The organism is Pedobacter sp. AC190 (assembly GCF_979258025.1).
Window position 1 is genome coordinate 4,772,192 of sequence record NZ_OZ409824.1, and the last position, 23,923, is coordinate 4,796,114.

Sequence of the window (23,923 nt, forward strand, 5' to 3'; positions counted from 1 at the left end):
ATGAAAAACCCAATTGCAGATTTAAATAAAATTTTCGATAGCCGAATCAGGTTAGGCGTAATGTCGGTACTGGTGGTTAACGATGAAATTGGTTTTAACGATTTAAAACAGATGCTAGAATTAACAGACGGGAACTTAGCTTCGCATCTTAACACGTTAGAACAGGCGGAATTTATTAAGGTACATAAAGGTTTTATTGGCCGAAAAACAAGTACCACCTACTCGATTACCAATTTAGGAAAACAGGCTTTCAAAGCGCATTTAGATGCACTTGAAAAAATGATTAATAAACTTTAAATATTTTTTTTGAACAAACACTTTGAAATTCAAAGCACTTTTAATAACTAAAAAAATGAAAACAAAATCTAATTACCTTTTACTCTCCACCCTAATTGGAGGTCTGTTATTTAATTATCTTTTTTGGATGGAAGATTTGGGATTGAATCTTTTACTTTACAGCATTTTCGTTATTGCAATAACGGTTTTTAATGATGAAGTAATAAAAAGTACTAAGTTTAAAATTTATGCTGCTGCGCATTTGTTTGCGGCAATACTTGTAGTTATTATTAATTCCGACTTATCAATAATAGCCTACTTCTTTAGCTTCATATTTTTTGTTGGTTATTCGCATTATCAAAGTATAAGAAGCATTTATGCGGCATTTTTAGCAGCAATGATGCAGTTCATAACCATTCCATTTAGTTTATTAAAAAGATTATCAGAAGTTAAAATCGGCAATTATAACTTTAAACCCATTATACGCCCTATTAAGTACATTGTTCTTCCACTATTTATCGTATTAGTTTTTACAATGATTTACAGTGGCGCAAACAAGGTTTTTGGGCATTACCTAGAGGTTACTTTCGTAAACATCGGCGACTTTTTCTACAACACTTTCGGTTTTATTTTTAAAGATTTAAGTTTTGACCGATTTATGCATCTATGCTTTGGCATTCTGGTAACTGGAGGGTTATTGATAACCTTTTACAGTAACGTAATTGGGAAAATAGAAAGTTATTTTAATGAAAATTTATCACGCAAAAGAAGGGATAAACGTAGTACCAGCATTTGGAACGAAGTTATAAATACTTTTTTTGGTCAATTAATTAATAAAAAACTGGCCCTAAAAACAGAATACATCATTGGGTTTATTTCCTTTGCAGCGCTTAATTTACTACTTCTATGCTTAAACGGCATCGACATTTGGTGGCTATGGCTTGGAAAAGGGAGAAACCTTGCAGAAGTTAATTATTCTGCAGATTTACACGACGGAACGAATGCGCTAATTTTCAGTATTGTTTTAGCAATGGCTGTTATATTATATTTTTTCAGAGGAAACCTTAATTTTTACTACAAAAACAAAACACTTAAAGCACTTGCCTTTGCCTGGATGATTCAAAACTTCATTCTCATCATCTCAGTTTTTATTCGTGATGGTTACTATATCGAATTTTATGGCTTAACACATAAAAGAATCGGAGTTTTGGTGTTTGCCTTGCTTTGTATAATCGGTTTAGCTACCGTTTACTTAAAAGTTAATAGACAAAAAACGCTTTTTTACCTTTTTAAAGTTAATGGCAATATCTGGTTTGCCCTCCTGTTGGTTTTTAGTAGCATAAACTGGGATGTTTTTATAGCCAGATACAATTTAACACAAAGTAGCAAAACTTCAATTGATGCAGATTTCTTACTTTCTCTTTCGAATAAAACACTGCCTGTTTTGGATAAATACAGGGCTAAGCTACATTATACTCCTTCTGAAGCACCATATCAAACAGAAATTGCCAAACCACAAACAGCTGATTTTTATCAGAAACGATTAGATGAACGGATAGATTCTTTTCGGGAGCGTTATGAAAGCCTAAACTGGTTATCGCTAAGTTTTCAAGATTGGAATACGGCAGAATATTTTGGATTAAATAAAACTATAAACAAATAATAACAAAATCATGAAAAATCAACAAACAATTAACGCTACCAAACAAAGAGTTACCATAATTTTAAGCGTTATAGCAACTATTTTAAGCATTCCACTAATTGCCATGCAATTTACAAATGAAGTAAAATGGACTATAGCTGATTTTATAGCGGCAGGTTCGCTCCTGTTAATTACAGCTTTAGCAATTGAAATTGTGATCAGAAATGTAAAAACCATTACACTGAGAAACATATTATTCGCGGTTATTTTATTAATTCTATTTCTGGTTTGGGCCGAAATGGCGGTTGGCATTTTCGGTTCTCCAATTGCAGGAAGTTAAAAGCGAATTTCAATTTCATCAAAAACAATCTTGATTAAATGAATATGAAAAAGACAATCGCGGGAATTGTGATAACAATTACTTTGTTATTACTAGCTTGCTCAAATGAGGATAAAACCATTTCAACTATAGAATCCCTTAAAATTGATGATGCCGTTGATATCAAAATGCCTCATAGCTCTTCGATAATTATCAGCAATACAAATACTATCATTTATCCGCTAAGTTTAAATAATTCGAATTATAAGGATTACAGTCGGAGTACAGAAAGTAACTATTGGAATATTATTTTCAATAATGTTGTTACTGGCAAGAGCGAGTTATTAACGCGAAAAAAACTACTGATTAACAATTTTAAAATTGGAAATTATGAAAATCGGCCGATCAACGCTCCAACATTTTCCGACCAATTTATTTATTATGAAATAACCGATTCAGATTTTAATGGCGATAAAAAACTAACTTCAAAAGATTTAAATAAGTTGTTTATTTCGAATTTGGAAGGAAAAGCATTTATTCAAATTTCGCCAGAAAACTATTCGGTTCATAGCTGGAAAATTGACAGCAATCATAACTTAATTTTGTTGGATTTGATAAAAGATTCAAATGGGGACAAAGAACTTAATGACAAAGATGAAATAGAATACTTCGTTTACAATTTGAAAACTGGAGCTTCGGCCAAGCCTGTTTTTGATGATGCATTTAAAAATGAAGTTAAAGTTTTAGCAAAAAAGATTTTATAAGAATCGCTAAGCTCAATTGGCCAAGAACTACATTCGCAGTTGAATAAACCAGATTGAGTGGAAATACTTTTTTGGCCGTAACTTTAATATTAATGTCATGCTGAGGCACGAAGCATCTGCAACCGATGAAAGAGATTCTTCGTGCCTTAGAATGACAGAAGTTTAAAAAGATTGCAACGAAAGCGGGGCTACTATTCCCGATTAACATAAAACGTTCATTTTCTAGAAAAAAACGGAAATAGCTATTTGTTTAAAGGGTTTGAAATTGTAGCTTTGGGCAAATTTTGTAGCAAATGAATATTCACGAATACCAGGGTAAACAAATATTAAAAAGTTTCGGTGTTAACGTTCAAGAAGGAATCGTTGCCGATACACCTGAGCAAGCTGTTGAGGCTGCTAAGCAATTAAAAATCGATTATAACTCTGATTGGGTTGTAATTAAAGCGCAAATCCACGCTGGTGGTCGCGGTAAAGGTGGTGGTGTTAAATTAGCCAAAAACCTTGATGAAGTGAAACAACGTGCAACCGATATCCTTGGTATGCAATTGGTTACACCTCAAACTGGTCCAGAAGGTAAATTGGTAAGTAAGATTTTAGTTGCTCAGGATGTTTATTATCCAGGTGCTTCTGAAACTAAAGAATACTACATTTCAGTATTGTTAGATCGTGCAAAAGGTCGCAATATTATTATGTACAGTACTGAAGGCGGTATGGATATCGAAGAAGTTGCTGAACATACACCACACTTAATTTTCAAAGAAGAAATTGATCCTAAAGTTGGCTTACAGGGTTTCCAAGCTCGTAAGGTAGCTTTTAACTTAGGTTTAAGCGGTGCTGCACATAAAGAAATGGTTAAATTTGTAACTGCTTTATATAAAGCTTACGATACTACTGATTCTTCAATGTTCGAAATTAACCCAGTTTTAAAAACTTCTGATGACAAAGTTATCGCAGTTGATGCTAAGGTTGATATTGATGAGAACGCATTATATCGTCATCCAGATTATGCAGCAATGCGTGATACTGCTGAGGAAGATCCAATGGAAGTTGAAGCAAGTGCTTCTAACCTAAACTTTGTTAACCTTGATGGTAACGTAGGTTGTATGGTTAACGGTGCTGGTTTAGCAATGGCTACAATGGATATTATTAAATTAGCTGGTGGTGAGCCTGCTAACTTCTTAGACGTTGGTGGAACTGCAAATGCACAAACGGTAAAAGCGGCTTTCAACATTATTTTGAAAGATCCGAACGTTAAAGCTATTTTAATCAACATTTTTGGTGGTATTGTTCGTTGCGATCGTGTTGCTCAAGGTGTTATCGATGCTTACCAAGAAATCGGAAATATTCCTGTGCCTATCATTTGCCGTTTACAAGGTACAAACGCAGAAGAAGCTAAGAAATTAATCGACGAGTCTGGACTTAAAGTTTACTCGGCAATAGCGCTTAAAGAAGCTGCAGATTTAGTTACTAAAGTATTGGCTGAACAAGCATAATTAAGTACACAACTTAAATATATAACAAAACAGGCTATCTCAAAAAGATAGCCTGTTTTGCTTTTAATGAATATTTCTTTATTTGATCCAGCAAGTTCGAATCAATTTGCTGCCATAAATGTAAGTACTAAAACTTCATTTTCTGAATTCTTACCGCATTTAAAATTGCCAGTAAAGCTACGCCAACATCAGCAAAAACTGCTTCCCACATGGTAGCTAAACCACCTGCGCCTAAAATTAAAACCAAAGCCTTAACTGCAAAAGCGAGTACAATATTCTGGATGACTACTTTTTTTGTAGCCTTACCGATTTTAATTGCGGTTACAATTTTAGAGGGCTGATCGGTTTGTATTACCACATCAGCAGTTTCGATGGCTGCATCGCTACCCATCGCTCCCATTGCTATACCAATATCGCTAATGGCTAAAACTGGCGTATCATTTATACCATCGCCAACAAAAGCAACAACTCTGGTTTTGTCTTTTTTAATTTCTTCAAGTCGGGCCACTTTATCTTGCGGCAATAAATCGCCAAAAGAAGAATCGATCCCTAAGCTTGTCGCGACTTTCTTAACAATGGTTGTTTTATCTCCGCTTAACATTACAACCTGTTTTATGCCGTTTTCATGCAATTGTTTAACTGCATCCGCCGAATCATCTTTAATTTCATCAGCAATTAAAACATAACCAGCATATTTCTTATCAACCGCAACAACAACAATGCTTTCTTCTATCTTGTTAATTTCTGCATCGAAAACGATATTAAATTGCTCTAAAAGTTTAACATTACCCGCTAAAACTTCCTTACCATTTACAGAGCCCATCAATCCTTTTCCAGCAATTTCTTTGATATTTTCTGCGTGATAAGCTTGCTTTTCTTTAGTGTAATCTACAATGGCTTTAGCAATTGGATGCGTAGATTTTGCTTCAACTGCAGTTAAAAAACTTAGAAACTCATTTTCATCGATGTTACTTTCTACCTTTTGAACTTTAAAAACACCTTTAGTTAAAGTGCCTGTTTTATCCATTACTACGGTATTCAGCTTGGTAATTAAATCTAAAAAGTTAGATCCTTTAAACAATATTCCATTGGCCGATGCTGCACCTATACCTCCAAAATAACCAAGCGGAATAGAAATAACTAAAGCGCAAGGACAAGAAATTACCAGAAAAACCAACGAGCGATACAACCAGGTTTGGAAATGGTATTCGCTACCTAAAATTAAAATCGGAATGGTTACCAAGGCGAGGGCCAAAAAGAATACTATTGGTGTATAAATTTTAGCAAACTTGCGGATAAATAATTCTGTTTTTGCTTTTCGTGCAGTGGCATTTTGTACCATTTCTAAAATCCGCGATAAAGCACTGTCTGCAAAAACCTTGGTTACTTTAATTTCTATAACCTGTTCTTCATTCAGCATTCCTGCTAAAACATTTTCTCCTTTTTTAATGGTTTTAGGTTTACTTTCTCCTGTTAACGCCGCTGTATTGAAACTGCTTTTTTCAGATAACATTTCACCATCAAGAGGAATTTTCTCACCAGCTTTTATCTGAATAGTTTCACCAACTTTTACTTGGTCAGGAGCAACGCTTTCGTACTTTCCATTTCTTAAAACGTTTGCAATATCCGCTCTAACATCCAACAAAGCAGATATATTTCTTTTTGCCCGATTTACCGCAGCCATTTGAAACAGTTCGCCAATAGTGTAAAAAAGCATTACTGTAACTCCCTCTGGATATTCGCAAATTGCAAAAGCACCAATTGTAGCAATAGACATTAAAGAAAACTCGGTGAAAAAATCTTTGTTTTTAAACGTTTCCCATACCTCTTTCAAAACTGGCACGCCAACAGGCAAATAAGCAACGATATACCAATACGGGCGAATAACATCAAAAGCTTTAATTTTAAAAATATTATCGAAAGCAATACCAATAAGCAACATGGCAAGCGTAACTACTGCGGGCAAATAAGTTTTAAACGCAGATGGGTCGCCGCCGTGGTCATGATCGTGTTCATCGCCATCATCATGCGAGTGTTTATGCTCGTGGTTATGGGCTTTACTAGTGCAACAGCTATCTTCTTTATCGTGGGAATGACTCATTATTAATTATTTTATTTTGAAAAGCAATTGCAGAAGCTTTTCGGTTTCAGTGTTCCCGCTATCGTTTCAAATCCACTCCCGATGAAAAATCGGGATGCGGGTTTTCCACTTTATCGGGTTTAAGTGGCTCAAATAAATGCACTGTTTAAAGTTAAATAAACCCGACAGAAACGGAAATACTTTTTGTTTCCATCCTTCGAACAAGCTAGCGATGACAGACACAAAAAGATTGAAGTGAATGGCGGGACTTCATCATCCGATGAAATACGAAACATTTATTTCCAAATCCTGTAAGTTTAAAAATGCATATTATCAAAACTAGTTAAAATACGCGGCTCTATTCCGAATCATTCTTAATAACTAAAATTTTTACATATACACAATAAATAGTGTTAAAAAATGTTAATAGTGTATAAAAGATTTAAAATCATGAAATCTATTAAAACCCTATTTTCGCCAACAGAATTTCTTCGAAGACTTGGCCTTACAAAAATTTATTACTGGTTTAACAAGTAATATTATTAATATATTGTTTCAGTATTAATTAGTATTTCATAAATTTCGCTGTAAAAACTAACTTTTTAAGCGAATGAAATACCAGAATTTGAAAGGATATTTTGCGGCACTTGGTATAGTCGCTGCTGGCCTTTCTGCAAATGCGCAAGCACCAAAAAAATACATCGACCCTGCCAACATGGATTTATCTGTGAAACCAGGCGACGATTTTTATCAGTACGCAAGTGGTACATGGATAAAAAACAACCCCGTTCCGGCAAAAGAAACACGTTGGGGATCATTTAACGAACTTCGTGATTTTAACATTAATGCTGTAAAATCGCTTGTTGAAGATGCTGCTGCTGATAAATCGGCTCCGGTTGGTTCGGTAAAACGTAGAGTTGGCGATTTCTTTGCCGCAGCAATGGATACGGTAACTATCGAAAAATTAGGTTACACACCTATTAAAGCTGACCTAGAAAAGATTAAACAAATTAAAGACATTCAGGGCGTTTTAGACCAGGTTGCTTACATGCGTGTAAATGGTTTAGGTGGCGGAATGTTTAGCGTAGGCGTTGGCCAGGATCGCAAAAATGTTAACAAATACATGGTTAATATTGGTCAGGGCGGCACAACTTTACCCGATCGCGATTATTATTTAAAGGACGATACGCGTAGTGTAAAAATTCGTGAAGCTTACAATACTTACATGAATACGCTTTTTAGCTTAACTGGTAGCAGTGCCGAAGAAGCAAAAAAGAAGGCAGAAACAGTTTTTAAAATAGAAAAGCAGTTTGCTGAAGCACAAATGAGTCGTTTGGAGATGCGTGATCCTTATGCAACTTACAACAAACTTACTGTTGCCGAATTAAACAAAAAAACACCAGATATTAACTGGGCTACCTATTTACCTAAATTTAAAATTAAAGGTCAGGATACGTTATTGGTTTCCTCACCTAAATTTATGACTAGCGTTGATGGTATGTTAAAATCGGTTTCTGTTGCCGATTGGAAAACTTATTTAGAATGGAACATTTTGAAAGGTTCTGCATCTAGCTTAAGTTCTCCATTTGTAAAAGCAAGTTTTGCTTTTACACAAGCACAAACTGGTCAGAAAGTACAAACTCCACGTTGGCAACGTATGTCGTCTTTAACTGATGGCACAATTGGCGAATTATTAGGTCAGCTTTATGTAGCTAAATATTTTAAACCAGAAGCTAAAGCCCGTATGGACGCAATGATTGTGAACTTACGTAAAGCTTTTGAAATTAGAATTAATGGTTTAGAATGGATGAGTGCCGAAACTAAGAAAAAAGCACTTGAGAAACTTGCTGCATTTGAGCCAAAAGTTGGTTACACAACTAAATGGGAAACTTATACTGGCTTAGATATTAACAAAGGCACATATTTTCAAAATTTACGTAACGCAAGTGTTTGGGGCTACAATGAGAATGTAAATAGATTAGGAAAACCTGTAGATCGTACTCGTTTTGGCATGACACCGCCAACAGTAAATGCATCTTACAGTCCTACAATGAATTCTATTACTTTCCCTGCTGGAATTTTACAATTCCCTTTCTTTGATCCAAATGCTGACGATGCCTTAAATTACGGCGGAATTGGGGCGGTAATCGGTCACGAAATGAGTCATGGTTTTGATGATAGCGGAAGTCAATACGATGCTAAAGGTAACCTAAAAGACTGGTGGACTGCAGAAGATAAAGCAAAATTTAATGCTAAAACAAAAGCATTAGGCGAACAATTTGATGCGTATACTGTTTTAGATACGGTACATGTAATCGGTAAATTAACAATGGGCGAAAACATTGGCGATTTAGGTGGATTAAATGCAGCTTATACCGCTTTCAAAATGACGAAGCAAGGTCAGAGCAACGAAAAAATTGATGGTTTTACACCAGATCAACGTTTCTTCTTGGCTTGGGCGCAGGTATGGAGAGGTAATATTTTGCCAGAAAGTGCTGCTCAGTTAATTAAAACTGATCCACATTCTCCTGGTCCGTACCGTACAATTGGTGCACCAGTAAATATGGATGCATGGTACCAAGCTTTTGATGTTAAACCTGGAGATAAATTATACAAGAAACCAGAAGACAGAATTAGAATGTGGTAAAACTAAGTTTAAGGTTTAAAGATATAAAGAGAAAAAATATTAGCTCTTTATCTTAACCCAAATAAAGATTTTCATCCCTAGGAGGAATTTCAAACCTATAATTCGAACGCTTCCGATAAATTCGGGAGCGTTTTTTTTAGCACCATTTGCTATTAAAATTAAATATTGTTCAATCCTATTTATGGATTATCGTTATATCTTTGAAAACAACAAAAGCATTAGCATGAAAAGCAAATCCATAGCAATCCTCATTATTAGTTTATCTTTATTTTCAATAACCACCTTTGCGCAAAATAAATTAATAAGTGTTGATAAATTAATAAACAATACTGACCCAGCTTGGCCGCTTGTGCAAAAATGGATTGATGCAGCAAAAAACAAGGTGGAGGTTTTACCCGTTGATTCGGCAAAGGCTAAAGAGGTTTTGTATAATTCGCAAATGACAACCTATGCAACTCTTGGTTCGGTAATTTATAATACTGGTGGAATTATGGTTGATAACGGCTGGATAAGAATCTTAGGTTCTGGTAGCGAGCGTTTAAATAGAAACATTGCAGAATGGAATAAAGACAAAACTATTAAAGAATATGGCGATAATGTTCCTTATCTTTTAATTGCTGATGATGCTGTGGGTGGTTTCTTTGCGATTAATTATGGTGGCTTAGGGAAAGATATTAAAAATGTTTATTACTTAGAACCGAATTCTTTAACCTGGCAACCGCTCGGAGCTGGTTACGGAGAGTTTTTAATATTTTGTTTCGATAGCGATTTATCTAAATTTTATAAAGGTTTACGTTGGAATAGCTGGAACCAATTTATTTCGAATTTAGATGGCAGTAAAACTTACAGCTTCCGCCCGTACTTGTGGGAAGAAGGAACAGATATCGAAAAATGTACAAGAAAACTTGTTCCAACGGAGGATATGTATAGATTTAATATTATGAAATCGAAGGAATTGAACGTGGATAAAGGAATTAAGAAAGATGACTCTAAACAATAAACTATAATTCTATACTGAATGAAAAGCGTTGAATGTGCTATAAATCAAATTTTAAACACCAGAAAATTCATTTTAGATTTAGTAAAAGATTTAACTATTGGACAGCTAAATAAAATACCTAATGGATTTAACAACAATATCATCTGGAATATTGCACATTTAACTGCAGCGCAACAAAACCTATGTTATGTTAGATCGGGGTTGACGGCAAATGTAGCTGATGAATACGTTCTCCCTTTTTTAAGCGGAACGAAACCTGAAAAATACTTTGACGAACTGGAAATTGAAAGTATATACAACAATTTATTAGCCAGTTTAGAGCAGTTTAAAACGGACTATATTAATGGTTTATTTTTAGAATTCGAACCGTGGGATAAACGTTATGGCATGAAATTAAAAACCATTGAAGATGCTATAAATTTTATTCCTTTTCATGAAGGTATGCATATCGGTTACATTATGGCACTCAAAAAACTGGTTTAATTATCACTGTATTTCGCTTGAATTTTTTTAGGCAACTTTGCTAAAACCAGCGCTCTAGAGTCAGCAACTCTGGATTTTAATTCTTTATCATTTAAAACATCTAAATTCTCAACCTGAATCCACTGGCGTTTTGCTAAATGATAAGCTTGTGCTATCCCGTCTCTTGCTGTTAAAGCATCAAAATCATCTGGATTACATTTGATCGAAAACCTTGTCCCCTCTTCAATAGCGATTATAATGTAGATTTTTTCTTCAATCATAAAGCACAAATGTTCCCACTTTATACCTTCGTTTGTGCCTGGCAGGCTTAAACAATATTCTCTGAATGATTCTATATCCATTTTAGGGTTTAGGGTTTAGGGTTTAGGGTTTAGGGTTTAGGGTTTAGGGTTTAGGGTAAACAATCCCGAATTTCACTATGTTTGCACCAATTATAATTCTAAAACGAAAGTAATAATTCTTCACAAGAATTTTGAAGTCTTATCATCTTATAAATCCTGGACAAACTCCCTTGCAAATGAATATTATAACTCCAACCGCCGATGGCTCCAATACGCTTTATAACGAAACCATTGGTGAGCATTATCATAGTAAACATGGTGCTTTACAAGAAAGCAAACACGTATTTATTGATGCTGGATTGAAGTTTGCATCATCAGAACAATCAGAAATATCAATTTTAGAGGTGGGTTTTGGCACAGGGTTAAATTTCATTTTGAGTTTTGAGTACTGTTCGGAAAACCACATAAACTTAGATTATACCAGTATTGAGGCTTTTCCATTAACAACCGAAGTAATTGAACAAACTGGTTATGCAGCATATGTAACTGAAGAAATTTGGAGTGATTTTATTTCAAATTACGATAATGCTTTAAAAACCCAGCAAACCTTATCTCCGCTTTGTAAACTCGAAATTCCTTATACTACGCTTGCCGAGTTCGAAACAGATAAAAAGTTCGATGTAATTTATTACGATGCATTTTCAGTTCAGCACCAACCCGAAATGTGGAGTGATGAAATCATATCTCACGCATGTAGCTTTTTAAAACCTGGTGGAACTTTTGTTACCTATGCCATTACAGGAAAACTAAAAAGAGCAGTTAAGGCTAATGGTTTTACGATTGAAAAATTGCCTGGAGCACCTGGAAAAAGGGAAATGTTAAGAGCTACTAAAGGGGTGTAAATGGAGTATATGATGAATAATGGGCGTTTCGCATAAAAAACATAAATAGTAGCTGAAGCTGGATTTTATAAACCTGGTTGAAGCGATACCCTTTAACCCGTGATCTTCAGGTTGCGGGAAGGTAGTTAAAGGTAAAGCGTAAAACAGGACTGACTTTAACAATTGCATGAAACTGCTTTTCAAATAGTTTTTACTTTATAAATCTGACACAATTTCGACTTCCAAACGAAACCGCATCATAATATTTTTGTTAAGCTAATATTAAAAAGCATATCATGGAAAAAAAAATATTAGGTAAAACAGATTTAAATATTGCACCCATTGTATTTGGAGGGAACGTTTTTGGCTGGACAATTGACGAGCAAAAATCATTTGAAATTTTAGACCATTTTATTGAAACTGGCTTTAATTTTATTGATACCGCTGATGTTTATTCTCGTTGGGTACCTGGCAATAAGGGTGGCGAATCGGAAACTATTATTGGCAATTGGCTTAAAAAACACAATAAACGTCATGATGTGATTCTCGCGACAAAGGTTGGATCTGATATGGGTCAGGGTAAATCGTTAAAAAAAGATTACATAATAAATGAGGTCGAGCATTCTTTATCTCGGTTACAAACAGATTATATCGATTTGTATTTTTCGCATTTTGATGATGAAACAACACCTGTTGAAGAAACTTTAAGTGCTTATGAAACCTTAATTAGGGCAGGAAAAGTACGCTGGGTTGGCGCTTCAAATTTTTCGGCTGATCGGTTAAAAGAATCTTTACTTTCTTCTTCTGCTAACGATCTACCAAAATATCAGGTTTATCAACCAGGCTACAACCTATTTGATAGAGAAGATTTTGAAAGGGACCACGAAAAAATTTGTTTAGAACATGATTTGGGCGTTGTAACCTATTACTCGTTAGCGAGTGGTTTTTTAACAGGAAAATACCGCAGTGAGGATGATTTAAATAAAAGTCAGCGTGGTGGTGGGGTTAAAAAATACCTTAACGAACGTGGTTTTAAAATTTTAAAAGCTTTGGATGAAGTTGCAGATAAACACCATGTAGAACAGGCTTCAGTTGCATTAGCATGGTTAATTTATCACCCATCAATAACAGCTCCAATTGCCAGCGTTACCGATTTAAGTCAGTTAAAATCGTTTACCGAGGCGGCAAATCTTAAATTAACACCTGAAGATATTTCACTTTTAGATAAAGCAAGTATCTATTAAAAATAATCTATTATCTTTAAATGCCCGATTAATGAAACAATTGATCGGGCATTTTGTATTTAACTGGATTTTAATCTACATCATGAAAGACAAATTATCTTTTCTGCCAAAACTTGCCCTTGTACTTTTCTGTTTAATCAGTTTAACATACATAGCCATTTTAGGTCAATCATTATTGGCTCCGCTCCTTTTCTCTTTTTTGATGGGCATTTTATTACTTCCAGTTGCTAACTTCTTAGAACGGAGGTTTAAGTTTAAAAGAAGTTTATCAACAATTGTATCTGTTATTTTAATGATAGCTGGAATTGGCGGAATTATTTACTTTTTTGGAAACCAGTTGAGTGATTTATGGAAAGACTGGCCTTTGTTAAAAGAAAAAGCAGATGTTTCTTTTCATGAATTGCAGCATTGGATTTCAAAAACATTTCATGTAAATACCGAAAAACAACTCGCTTATTTAAACGACAGTACTGAAAAAGCTTTGGCAACCAGCGCAACAATTGTGGCTACAACACTGGCCACACTGTCTTCTACGTTATTGTTTTTAGGTTTCACATTGTTATTTACCTTTTTCATTCTAAATTATCGCAGAATTTTATTCACCTTTTTAACTTCTGTTTTTAAGGAAGAGCACAAAGAAAAAGTATCCGAAATCGTATCTCAAATTCAGTACATTATTAAAAAATACATTATCGGTTTATTTCTGCAAATGTTAATTGTAACGGTATTAATGATTACAGTTTTGAGTTTATTGGGCGTAAAATATGCAGTTTTACTAGGCTTGGTAGCAGGAATATTTAATGTGGTGCCTTATTTAGGTATTTTCTTTGCTTTGCTAATTAGTTGTTTAATAACTTTTGCTACCGCTGGAGCAGGCAAGGTTTTACTGGTTCTAATCGCCTTTGTAGGCGTACATGCCATCGACGGAAATATTTTAATGCCACTGGTAGTTGGCTCGAAAGTTAAAATTAATGCGTTAATTGCCTTTATTGGAATTGTAGTTGGAGAAATGATTTGGGGTATTTCGGGTATGTTTTTATGTATTCCCTACTTAGCTATGGTAAAAATTATTTTTGACAGGGTTGATACCTTGAAGCCATGGGGAATTTTAATGGGCGAAGAACATAAACCTGAAAAGAAAAAACGTGTTTACCAAATTACAAAAAAGATTAAATTAGAAGAAAAGGATTAATATGGCAGACCGTTCGCCACATATTTTAAGCACATCGGCCAATTTATTAGGCATATGCTTTATTGTGCTTACCTCGTTAAAAAAACTAAATCTCTCTGATAGTTCATTAATTGATGAATTTGCTGTTGCTGCTGTAATGTTTTTTATGACTAGCTGTATTCTTTCATTTATTTCGATGCGAAAGGGCGAGTCTATTAGTCAGCGTTTAGAAAAAACTGCCGATTTTATTTTTCTATCTGGATTAGTAATTCTTTTTATTGCAACCATTTTAATTGCTTTTAATTTGATATCGTAATTTTTTTAAAGGTGAACAATGAAGTTTCTTTCAATTATTGATTGAAATTTTTAGCATATAGCTATTTGCCTGCGGTAAACAAAACATCAGTTATGAAACCTTTATTTGTCTTACTAATTGTTTACGTGGCCTTACTTGCTTTTGGCGGGCACACTAATTTCGATAAAGGAAATATTTTTGCAGGCAACATTGCCATGGGCGTAATGTTACTGTTTACTGCAATTGGCCACTTCAAATTCAAAACCAGTATGGCGGCAATGATTCCACTTTTTATTCCAAAAAAAGTAGAAATTGTAATCTTCACAGGTGTTTTAGAAATACTTTTTGCAATCGGCTTAAGCATAGAAAGCTTTCGTTATTATACTGGAATCGCATTAATAATTTTTCTAATTATAATTTTACCTGCAAATATAAATGCGGCCAAACATCAAATCAATTATGAAGATTTATTTAAACCAGGCCCAGGAATTAAATATTTATGGTTTCGAATTCCGTTTCAAATTTTCCTAATTGTATGGGTTTGGTATTTTAGCATTCGGTAGGTTACATCAACTAAAGAAACCAACGATTTGAATCTGATCTGTAGAAATTACCATTAAAATCTCAAATCATTAAAACCTCTTCTTAGTGTTCTTTGTATCTTTGTAATGAAAAAAAACACTAAAACCATGCCCAAAAATCCAATTCCTGCTTCTGCCAATAACCCTGCTGATGCTTTTAACAGGCTTTTAACCGTGCTCGATACACTTCGTACGCAATGCCCATGGGATAAAAAACAGACTATGGAAACCTTACGTCATTTAACAATTGAGGAAACTTACGAATTAAGCGATGCTATTTTAGAAGGCGATTTGGATGAAATAAAAAAGGAACTTGGCGACGTGATGATGCATTTAGTCTTTTACTCCCGCATTGCATCAGAAACTAATGATTTTAACATTATTGATGTTTTAAATGGTGTTTGCGATAAACTGATCAACCGTCATCCACATATTTATGGTGATGTTGAAGTACAAAACGAAGAAGATGTTAAACGCAACTGGGAGCAAATTAAATTAAAAGAAGGTAATAAATCGGTTCTGGCTGGTGTTCCTTCTTCCCTACCAGCTTTAGTTAAAGCCGCCCGAATTCAGGAAAAAGCTCGAGGCGTTGGTTTCGATTGGGAAAACAAAAACCAGGTTTGGGAAAAAGTAGAAGAAGAATTGCAAGAATTTAAAGCAGAATTTAATGTTGTTGACCATACTGCCATTGATATAGAAAAAGCTGAATCTGAGTTTGGCGATGTACTTTTTTCTCTAATTAATTACGCTCGTTTTATCAATATTAACCCTGAAAATGCGTTAGAGAAAACAAATAAAAAATTTATTAAACGTTTTAAATATTTGGAAACAAAGGCAAAAGATAATGGTAAGGCTTTGGTCGATATGACACTTGCCGAAATGGATATCTACTGGAATGAAGCAAAGAAATTATAAAAAATGAATTCAGACATTAACCACAATCAAATCCCAAAAAACTTAATTAATATCATCACTTTTAATGTAAGGGCAACCCGAACCATTGGCGATGATGGAATTATTCCATGGATAAATATTGGACGTGGAAACGAAGAAATTCTTAATTTAATTGATGCCGACGAAATTGTTTTACCAGAAACAGAAGTTACCATTTCGTTAGATTATCCTTTAGAAAATCCAGTTTCTTTTATTTTAAACTCAGAATTTGGTTTTTCGAGAAAACAGCTTTTAATCGAGATAAGAGAAAAATTTTTTGAAAAAAGTACAACTGAAAATTTTGATGTTGGCACTTTGGATTTAGTTTCTTTAGATGTTTATAAAACCAATACTGGCAAAATAGAGCTTACTTTAGAGCTGGATATTTAATAGAATACCCCGTCTACATAGTACCATTTACCATGTTCTAATTTGAAATTAGACTTTTCGTGCAATACCTCTGTCTGGAATTTACTGTTCAAATAAAAAGCCTTAAACTCTACAACATCGAAACCTGAAGAAATTATTTCGAGCTTTAGCCATTTGGTATTTTTAGCGCTTTTTAAATAAGCATCTTTAGAATTTCCTTTTCTTTTGCTTGGGTGGGTAGTTTCGAATAAATAATCGCCATTTAAAACTACAAAAGCTGCATATCTAGAACGCATTAAAGTTTCGGCTGTTGGTGCAGCTTTATTATTTAAGTGATAAGGCTGGCAACAATTTTGGTAGGTCAAGCCAGTTCCGCAAGGGCAATTTGTTAGTTCCATTTCTACTATTGAAAATACAAAAATAGGATTTAATCACTTTGGAGTTAAAATTTCCGTAAAATTGCAGCTAAATAATGAGGTACTTCTTTCACATTGCATATCAGGGTCAATATTTTAGTGGGTGGCAAAAACAACCAGGCGTAAAAAGCGTGCAGGAAGTTATTGAGCAAACACTTTCTAAAATTTTCAAGAAAACCATTCCTATTATTGGCTGTGGACGAACCGATGCTCATGTACACGCTAGTCAGTTTTTCTTTCATGCAGATTTTGAGAAAGAAATTGAATTCGACTTGCTGTTCATTTTAAACAAAGCTTTGCCATACAATATTGCTGCTTTCGATATCATTAAAATGGAAGGGAAACCTCATGCACGTTTTGATGCTGTTCAGCGTAAATACGATTACTTTTTACACACTTATAAAGATCCGTTTTTAAGCACGCAAAGTTCGCTCTATCAAGAATCGAATCTCGATTTGCATAAAATGAAATCAGCGGTTAATCTTCTAACTAAATATAAAGATTACAAGGCTTTTTGTACCCACCCGAATAAGTACGACCATACAAAATGTAATGTAATGGAGGCTGATTTATTTGTGAATAATAAAGGAGATAGAATTCGTTTTAATATTGCCAGCAATCGTTTTTTGGGTAAAATGATTCGAATAATTATGGGCCAACTTTTAAAAATCGGCAAAGGCGAATTGAGTATTGATGAGTTTGAAAGTCATTTTATCGCTTTAGAAATAGGAAACATTATTGCTCCAGCTCACCCAACTGGTTTATACCTTTCGAAAGTTTCTTATCCATATCTAAACCTTGAGCCCAGAACCGATTTAGTTTCGATGATTGAAGGAACAAATTGGATTTCGATTTAAGCACTGTATTTGGTTAAATAAACCTGATTGCAATGACAGCCCCCGATTTTTTCTATCGGGGCTACAATGAAAAGCAGGGCTTTCGGAACCGAAGATTACAGAAAATTGCTTTCAAAAAAAAAATCTTGCTAATCATATAAATTCTCGAAGATTTTAATTTTTTCTCGCAGAAACATCAGCTCAAATCACTTAAAAAGCTGTAAGAAAACGGAAATACTACTTAAATCTAATTGCTTTTAACGGGGAAACCTTACTGATTAGCAGCGATGGTACAATTAGCACGGTTAAACAAACAACAACTGTAACTATGTTTAAAGCTAGGACATCGATAAAATGAAATTCGATTGGCACATAGGCCAAAAAATATGAGGTTTGATTGAGTTTAAAAATATGCGTGGATTGCTGGAAAAAGCCTAATCCCAAACCTAAAATATTGCCCAGTAATAAACCTATACCAATTAAATAAGCAGCGTTGTATAAGAAAATTTTCATAATGCTCCAGTTGCTTGCACCAAAAGATTTCAGCATGCCAATCATATTGGTTCGTTCCAAAATCATAATTAAAAGCGCTGTAATCATGTTAATTACCCCAACAATAAGCATTAATATTAAAAGCACACGGGTGTTAACATCGAGCAAACCTAGCCAGGTAAATATATTTGGAAGGTTTTCTCTGATGGAATAAGAACGAAGGTTTTGAGGCAGCTTTTCGAAAATACCATCGGCAACTGGTTTTAATTTATTAAAATCTTTAATCCTAATTTCTACACCGCCAATTTCGCCCGATTGCCAGTTGTTTAGGCGTTTAACAATGTTCAAATTACCAAGAACAAAGCCTTTATCGATATCTTCTACTCCTATATCGTAAACACCAACAATTTTAAATTTTCGAGGGCGTAATTGATTTTGAACAAAGTACATGATAAAATCATCTCCAGTTTTGAGTTTTAAGCGTTTGGCTGTGTAGTTAGAAATCAGCAACTCTTGCATAGCGGCCGTACTGTCAGAAAAATCGATTATAGTACCGCTAATGATGTGTTTTTTAATATAATCCCAATTATAGCTTTTGTCTACACCTTTAAAATTAATCCCTTCGATTTCGTTATTTGCCGAAAGAATTGCGGGTTTTGTGGCAAATGGATAGAAATACTCGATATCAGGATTATTTTTTAATTGTTTTTGAGTTTCTAAGTCAAGTATAAAAGGCGAATGCTCGAAAGAATTATTTAAGTCGTATCGGGTTATTTGCACATCGCCCAAATAGCCACGCACTTTATCCTGAATTTCGGTTTTAAAACCTTTAATGATTGCAATAGAAAGAATCATAACGGCTAAGCTCAACATTACACCAGCAATCGCTATGCGTACAATGAGCTTTGAGAAAGTTCGTTCTGATTTTATGGCTATACGCCCAGCTATGAAATATTCGAAATTCAATTTGATAAATTTGTATCAGCAAAAATGCTTAAATCCTTTTTAAAAATGGCATTTTTGAAAATAAATACCAATCGTAAAATCCATACTCAGTTTAGTATAATTAAAAAATTGCTAAATTGTTTTATTTTGAAATAAGAATAGCAAAAAACCAGTAAAAAATGAAAACATCCATCAGCTTTGCTTTAACTAGTTTAATCGCTCTTTCGGCTTGTGGCCAAGGACCAAAATCTTTAGAGCAACAGGTTCGAGGAAAAGATCCTGTGAACAGCAAAACATTAATAACCGAGCATAAAGTGCTTGCAACCTCTATTAAAACAGGCGCAGAGCAAACTGAAAAATACTTGCCTCTTTTAAAAGGGAAACGCGTTGGTATGGTTGTTAACCCAACCTCAATTATTGGCAAGCAAACTTCTGTAGATAGCTTACTTACACTTGGTGTTAAAATTCAGAAAATTTTTGGACCTGAACACGGATTTAGAGGTGATGCAAGTGCAGGTATAAAAGTAGATGATGCTGTTGATGCAAAAACTGGTATACAAGCGGTATCGCTTTACGGAAAACACAGCACACCAACAACAGAAGATTTAGCAGATGTAGATATTATGGTTTTTGATATTCAGGATGTTGGCGTTCGTTTTTATACTTATATTAATACATTGCAACATGTTATGGAAGCTTGTGCCACAAATAACAAAGAGCTTTTAATATTAGATCGCCCAAACCCAAATGGTTATTTAATTGATGGACCGATTTTAGATCCGAAATTTAAATCAGGCATCGGCATTCAACCAATTCCTATGTCTCATGGTTTAACCATTGGAGAATATGCGCAAATGCTTAACGGCGAAGGTTGGCTGAAAGATAAAGTGAAATGTAAGATTACGATTATTAAAAATGCTAATTATAATCACGATATGGAATATACTTTACCTGTTAAACCATCGCCAAATTTGAATACGCAACAATCTATTTTACTATATCCATCAACTTGTTTATTCGAGGGAATTTATCTTAACCATGGTCGTGGAACACAATTCCCCTTTACGATAATTGGTGCACCTTACTTAAAAGGCATCTACAAATTTTCTTATACACCAACTGGGATAAAGGGAATGGCAGAAACACCAATTTTTAAAGACCAGGAATGTTATGGCATAGATTTAAGAAAATACGATACTTCTATCCTGAGAAAAGAGAAGAAAATTAATATTGATTGGGTAATTCAATTATATAAAGCTTCGCCTAAAAAAGAAGATTTCTTTAACTCTAAATTGAGTAATCAAACCATGCCTATTGAGAGATTGGTTGGCGTTGCAGATTTTAGACAGCAGATTATTGATGGTAAAAGTGAAAAAGAAATTAGAGCTAGCTGGGAACCTGGTTTAAGTGCTTATAAAACTATGCGTAAAAAGTATTTACTATATAATTAATGATAGATTGGATAATTGAATGATCGAATAAAACAATAATTGAACAATAAATGTTATTAAAGTTCAAATCGATCATTCAAAATTCACACATCAATCGTTAATATTATGAGCGGACCAAAAGTAAAAAGTGATAAACCAGGTAGTAATTATCAGGAAGAAGTGCCAAAAGGTCGGATGCCAGTTGATCATAAAACGGTTAGAAAACCTAACGATAGTATTCCAAATAAGCCTGAGAAAACTAAAAATCCTGCAAAGCAAAGAGAGAATGAGGAACAGCCTGTTCACTCGATTAAAAAGGCTCCAAAAGAATAAATTTAATATTGAATGTACTGCGTTAATGTCAGTACATTCATTCTTTTAAGGCAAAATAAAAAGTAGAACCCTTACCCTCATCGCTATCTAACCAGATTCTGCCACCTTCATTTTTTATAATTTCAGAAGAAATGTAAAGTCCTAATCCTAAACCAGGATAAGTGTGCTGAAGATTTCCACCAACTCTGTAAAACTGATCAAATATTAGGTGTTGCAAATCTTTAGATATTCCTATACCATAATCCTGTACACTTAATATTATCTCATTATTTTGTCTATAACTTTTAACATCAATATGTTGAGAGTCTATCGAATATTTAATGGCATTTGACAGAAAGTTAGTTATCACTTGCCCTATTCTTTCTTTATCTGCATTAACAATGAAATCTGTTTCAAATTCGAATCTGATTTGATGCTGCGTAGTTGTATGCTGCATTTCTTCGATAATTTCCTTGGCAAGCAAATTAAAATCAAACTTAACGGGATTATAGGTCATTTTGCCAGATTGTATTTTGGTTACATCTAGTAAATCGCCGATTAGTCCTGTTAAACGGTTCAGCTGTAAATCCATTTTACGCACCATGTTAGCCTTTTTATCATCGCCTTCGCTACGAATCATTCGCTCCAAAACTTGTGCATAAGCTTTAATACTGGTAACAGGTGTTTTTAGTTCATGACTTGCAATGCCTAAAAATTCATCCTTTTGTTGTTGCAGCTGAACCTGCCTGGTTACATCAATAGCGGAGTGCAAAATGGCATAAACTTTTCCATTCGAATCCTTTAATGGCTTATAGGTAAAATTGAACCAGGATTTCTGTAAAATGCCTTCTACAATTAATTCAGCTTCTTGCTGATCGGCGTGATAGGCGATTCCAGTGCGATAAACCTCTTGCAGAAGTGCTATAAAAGGCTGTCCAACAAGTTCAGGAATTCCCTCGGCCATAGCTTTGCCAATAACACTTTCGTCCTTTCCCCAAAGCTTAAGCATTTCATGGTTAGCTACTTTTATAATAATATCTTCAGTTTCGTATAAAGCGGTTGGCATCGGATTATCTAAAACCAAATTTCGAAAGCGTTCTTCACTTTCCATAAAAGCATTTTTAGATTCTACCTGAGCGGTTATCTCATTGGCAACGATCATGATTCCATTAACATTTCCGTCTTTATCTCGAATAGGATCGTAAACAAAATTGAAATAAAAATCGGTTAAATTGCCTTTATGCTCAAGCTTTGCCAAGGTTTCATAACCATAGTGGGCCTTACCGCTTTCGTAAACATCAAGCAATAACTTTGGAAAAGGTTGATCTACAATTTCTGGCAAACCTTCTACAACCTTTAAACCTAATACTTTGTCTGTTTTACGCCAAATTTTTAAGAGCTCATCATTTGCATCTTCTATAATTAAATCTCTTCCTCTTAAAATACCAATAGCAACAGGCGCATCGTAAATCATCTGTCTAAAAAGCGTTTCACTTTCCTTACTTTTGAATTTTGCATTTACAAGTTCTGTTACATCAGTCGCATTATTTAAAACAGCCCAAACCTTTCCATTTTCATCTTTTAAAGGCTTGTAAACAAAATCGAAATAAAAGGTTTGTAAAATACCATCGTTTACCAACCGCACCTTATCTTCTTTGGCTTCATACGGTATTCCTGTTTTATAAACATCCTTTAAAATTTGGATAAATGGTTGTCCATTCAATTCTGGAAGTGCTTTTTCGAGCTCCATTCCTTTAACCGATTCATTTTTGCCCCAGGCTTTTAAAATGGCTTTATTTGCAACACTGATAATCATTTGTTCGCCCACATATAAGGCAATAGGCATTTCCGATTCTTCAATCAGAATATTAAATAAATCAGCTTTGTCTTGTAAGTTTATTTGCATATAGAAAAACAAATATAATTGGTTTTTACTTGCTTCCAGTTGATTTTAGAAACGATAATAAAATTTTTTCATCGTGATCTAAGTCTAACTTTCCGCCTGCTTTATTTTTGTTTATTTTCTTTATATACTTTTCTAAATCATTGTTTTCATAGGCGGTAATTAACAGGGGATAAACGTATGAGCTTTTACAAACTGCACGTGTGTTACCCAGCTTTTTGGCTACACAATCTAACACCGACACAATAGTTTTTTTTGTATTGAGTTCGATATTTCCATCGGCACTACACTTAGAAAACTGACGCAAGGCTTCTAATGTTCCGCCCCAGGTTCTAAAATCTTTAGCCGTAAAATCATTACCAGTTATTTCTCTTATGTAGTCGTTTATTTTTCCTGAATCTATACCTCTATGTTCTTTACCGTTTGAATAAAATTGAAATAATTCCTGACCTGGAATATCGCGGCATTTTTTAACTAGTTTTGCTAACGACCTGTCTGTTAGCTCTACGCTTTGCTTTACACCTTTTTTACCTACAAAATCCAGATGGATTTTACTTCCATTAATCTTTACGTGTTTATCTCTAAGTGTAGTTAAACCAAAAGAACCGTATAAATGCTTGTAATTTTCGTTTCCAATCCTGATTAATGTTTTTTGAAGTACATCAACAGAGATAGCCAGCACCTTCCGCTCATCTAGTTCTTTGCGTTTTAAATCTTTAACAATTCTTTTTCTGGCTTCTGGCAAGGTTTTCCCGAAAGCATACAGTCTGAAGTATTTATCTTCTGATCGACGATTTGTCCACTTCGTATGATATTTATATTGCTTTCTGCCAGCGGCATCCAAGCCTGTAACTTGAAGGTAAGCATTAGGTTTGTTCGCAATCCAAACATTTTGCCAGGCAGGCGGAATAACAAGTGCTTTGATCCTATTGAGGTGTTTTTCTTCGGTAATTTTTTGACCGTTTTTATCTTCGTAATGAAACTTACCAGGCTTGCCTTTTCTATAAATACCAGGCATGGAATCTGTTACAAAAACCAATCCACTCGCTTTAACAACATCTTCGCCTTGTACCATTTTTATTTATAATGATGATTTTATTTTTAGTTATTTTGCAAAACTTAAAGCCACC

At 34.4% G+C, this 23,923-nt stretch carries 24 protein-coding genes; 18 read left to right on the plus strand and 6 right to left on the minus strand.

Annotation, left to right across the window (positions count from 1 at the left end; all coding sequences use genetic code 11):
• The 5 genes from ACZZZI_RS20885 (at nt 1) to sucC (ending at nt 4,494) form a co-directional block, all read left to right on the plus strand.
• The gene (locus ACZZZI_RS20885) at nt 1-297 is read left to right on the plus strand and encodes a winged helix-turn-helix domain-containing protein (RefSeq protein ID WP_316757329.1); all 297 of its coding nucleotides are present in this window, start codon (nt 1-3) and stop codon (nt 295-297) included.
• Between the two features lie 55 nt (nt 298-352).
• On the plus strand, nt 353-1,939 hold the full coding sequence (locus tag ACZZZI_RS20890) for a DUF4153 domain-containing protein (protein ID WP_463491208.1): 1,587 nt from the start codon (nt 353-355) through the stop codon (nt 1,937-1,939).
• A gap of 10 nt (nt 1,940-1,949) precedes the next feature.
• A complete protein-coding gene (locus ACZZZI_RS20895; protein WP_344768602.1) occupies nt 1,950-2,258 on the plus strand; it encodes a hypothetical protein in 309 nt (102 codons plus the stop codon).
• A 44-nt stretch (nt 2,259-2,302) separates the two neighbouring features.
• Nucleotides 2,303-3,001, plus strand: coding sequence for a hypothetical protein (locus tag ACZZZI_RS20900; RefSeq protein WP_463491210.1), 699 nt, complete (start codon nt 2,303-2,305; stop codon nt 2,999-3,001).
• A gap of 293 nt (nt 3,002-3,294) precedes the next feature.
• The gene (gene sucC / locus ACZZZI_RS20905; RefSeq protein WP_316757324.1) at nt 3,295-4,494 is read left to right on the plus strand and encodes an ADP-forming succinate--CoA ligase subunit beta; all 1,200 of its coding nucleotides are present in this window, start codon (nt 3,295-3,297) and stop codon (nt 4,492-4,494) included.
• Between the two features lie 127 nt (nt 4,495-4,621).
• On the opposite strand, the gene ACZZZI_RS20910 is transcribed toward sucC, so the two are convergent.
• Complete coding sequence (locus tag ACZZZI_RS20910) at nt 4,622-6,595, minus strand: heavy metal translocating P-type ATPase (protein ID WP_463491212.1); 1,974 nt, start codon at nt 6,593-6,595, stop codon at nt 4,622-4,624.
• Between the two features lie 589 nt (nt 6,596-7,184).
• Between ACZZZI_RS20910 and ACZZZI_RS20915 the strand changes: the two genes are divergently transcribed.
• From ACZZZI_RS20915 to ACZZZI_RS20925, 3 genes are all read left to right on the plus strand, one after another.
• The gene (locus ACZZZI_RS20915) at nt 7,185-9,221 is read left to right on the plus strand and encodes a M13 family metallopeptidase (RefSeq protein WP_316757322.1); all 2,037 of its coding nucleotides are present in this window, start codon (nt 7,185-7,187) and stop codon (nt 9,219-9,221) included.
• A 223-nt stretch (nt 9,222-9,444) separates the two neighbouring features.
• Nucleotides 9,445-10,221 (plus strand): DUF2625 domain-containing protein, encoded by a 777-nt coding sequence (locus tag ACZZZI_RS20920; RefSeq protein WP_463491214.1) that lies wholly within the window; start codon nt 9,445-9,447, stop codon nt 10,219-10,221.
• Nucleotides 10,222-10,239: 18 nt separating this feature from the next.
• Nucleotides 10,240-10,704 (plus strand): DinB family protein, encoded by a 465-nt coding sequence (locus tag ACZZZI_RS20925; RefSeq protein ID WP_316757320.1) that lies wholly within the window; start codon nt 10,240-10,242, stop codon nt 10,702-10,704.
• Here ACZZZI_RS20925 and ACZZZI_RS20930 read toward each other — a convergent pair.
• The gene (locus tag ACZZZI_RS20930) at nt 10,701-11,045 is read right to left on the minus strand and encodes an MmcQ/YjbR family DNA-binding protein (RefSeq protein ID WP_463491216.1); all 345 of its coding nucleotides are present in this window, start codon (nt 11,043-11,045) and stop codon (nt 10,701-10,703) included. The two genes, ACZZZI_RS20925 and ACZZZI_RS20930, sit on opposite strands and share 4 nt — an antisense overlap.
• Before the next feature lie 176 nt (nt 11,046-11,221).
• Here ACZZZI_RS20930 and mnmC2 point away from each other — a divergent pair, with 176 nt between their 5' ends.
• The 7 genes from mnmC2 to ACZZZI_RS20965 all read left to right on the plus strand — a co-directional run bounded on the left by mnmC2 (nt 11,222) and on the right by ACZZZI_RS20965 (nt 16,480).
• The gene (mnmC2, locus tag ACZZZI_RS20935; protein ID WP_463491218.1) at nt 11,222-11,887 is read left to right on the plus strand and encodes a tRNA (5-methylaminomethyl-2-thiouridine)(34)-methyltransferase MnmC2; all 666 of its coding nucleotides are present in this window, start codon (nt 11,222-11,224) and stop codon (nt 11,885-11,887) included.
• Nucleotides 11,888-12,162: 275 nt separating this feature from the next.
• Complete coding sequence (locus ACZZZI_RS20940) at nt 12,163-13,110, plus strand: aldo/keto reductase (RefSeq protein WP_463491220.1); 948 nt, start codon at nt 12,163-12,165, stop codon at nt 13,108-13,110.
• 31 nt (nt 13,111-13,141) lie between these two features.
• Nucleotides 13,142-14,302 carry an AI-2E family transporter gene (locus ACZZZI_RS20945; protein WP_316757316.1) on the plus strand — a complete coding sequence of 387 codons (1,161 nt, stop codon included), beginning with the start codon at nt 13,142-13,144 and terminating at the stop codon, nt 14,300-14,302.
• A gap of 1 nt (nt 14,303) precedes the next feature.
• On the plus strand, nt 14,304-14,597 hold the full coding sequence (locus tag ACZZZI_RS20950) for a hypothetical protein (RefSeq protein WP_316757315.1): 294 nt from the start codon (nt 14,304-14,306) through the stop codon (nt 14,595-14,597).
• Nucleotides 14,598-14,689: 92 nt separating this feature from the next.
• Nucleotides 14,690-15,139: a DoxX family protein gene (locus ACZZZI_RS20955; protein WP_424056302.1), complete on the plus strand. Its 450-nt coding sequence runs from the start codon at nt 14,690-14,692 to the stop codon at nt 15,137-15,139.
• A 126-nt stretch (nt 15,140-15,265) separates the two neighbouring features.
• Nucleotides 15,266-16,072, plus strand: a complete 807-nt coding sequence (gene mazG, locus ACZZZI_RS20960; RefSeq protein ID WP_463491223.1) for a nucleoside triphosphate pyrophosphohydrolase — start codon at nt 15,266-15,268, stop codon at nt 16,070-16,072.
• A 3-nt stretch (nt 16,073-16,075) separates the two neighbouring features.
• Nucleotides 16,076-16,480, plus strand: a complete 405-nt coding sequence (locus ACZZZI_RS20965; protein WP_463491225.1) for a hypothetical protein — start codon at nt 16,076-16,078, stop codon at nt 16,478-16,480.
• Here the strand turns inward: ACZZZI_RS20965 and ACZZZI_RS20970 are convergent.
• Nucleotides 16,477-16,857, minus strand: coding sequence for a YchJ family protein (locus tag ACZZZI_RS20970; RefSeq protein WP_424056300.1), 381 nt, complete (start codon nt 16,855-16,857; stop codon nt 16,477-16,479). The two genes, ACZZZI_RS20965 and ACZZZI_RS20970, sit on opposite strands and share 4 nt — an antisense overlap.
• A gap of 74 nt (nt 16,858-16,931) precedes the next feature.
• On the opposite strand from ACZZZI_RS20970, the gene truA reads away from it, so the two are divergent.
• The gene (truA, locus tag ACZZZI_RS20975; RefSeq protein ID WP_463491227.1) at nt 16,932-17,732 is read left to right on the plus strand and encodes a tRNA pseudouridine(38-40) synthase TruA; all 801 of its coding nucleotides are present in this window, start codon (nt 16,932-16,934) and stop codon (nt 17,730-17,732) included.
• A 216-nt stretch (nt 17,733-17,948) separates the two neighbouring features.
• Here the strand turns inward: truA and ACZZZI_RS20980 are convergent, their stop codons facing one another.
• Complete coding sequence (locus ACZZZI_RS20980; protein ID WP_344768579.1) at nt 17,949-19,169, minus strand: ABC transporter permease; 1,221 nt, start codon at nt 19,167-19,169, stop codon at nt 17,949-17,951.
• Nucleotides 19,170-19,327: 158 nt separating this feature from the next.
• On the opposite strand from ACZZZI_RS20980, the gene ACZZZI_RS20985 reads away from it, so the two are divergent.
• Nucleotides 19,328-20,599 (plus strand): exo-beta-N-acetylmuramidase NamZ family protein, encoded by a 1,272-nt coding sequence (locus ACZZZI_RS20985; RefSeq protein WP_463491229.1) that lies wholly within the window; start codon nt 19,328-19,330, stop codon nt 20,597-20,599.
• Nucleotides 20,600-20,704: 105 nt separating this feature from the next.
• Nucleotides 20,705-20,911 (plus strand): hypothetical protein, encoded by a 207-nt coding sequence (locus tag ACZZZI_RS20990; RefSeq protein ID WP_316757299.1) that lies wholly within the window; start codon nt 20,705-20,707, stop codon nt 20,909-20,911.
• A gap of 37 nt (nt 20,912-20,948) precedes the next feature.
• Here the strand turns inward: ACZZZI_RS20990 and ACZZZI_RS20995 are convergent, their stop codons facing one another.
• Nucleotides 20,949-22,796, minus strand: coding sequence for a PAS domain-containing sensor histidine kinase (locus ACZZZI_RS20995; protein ID WP_463491231.1), 1,848 nt, complete (start codon nt 22,794-22,796; stop codon nt 20,949-20,951).
• 25 nt (nt 22,797-22,821) lie between these two features.
• On the minus strand, nt 22,822-23,868 hold the full coding sequence (locus tag ACZZZI_RS21000) for a DNA topoisomerase IB (RefSeq protein WP_316757295.1): 1,047 nt from the start codon (nt 23,866-23,868) through the stop codon (nt 22,822-22,824).
• Nucleotides 23,869-23,923: the final 55 nt, after the last annotated feature.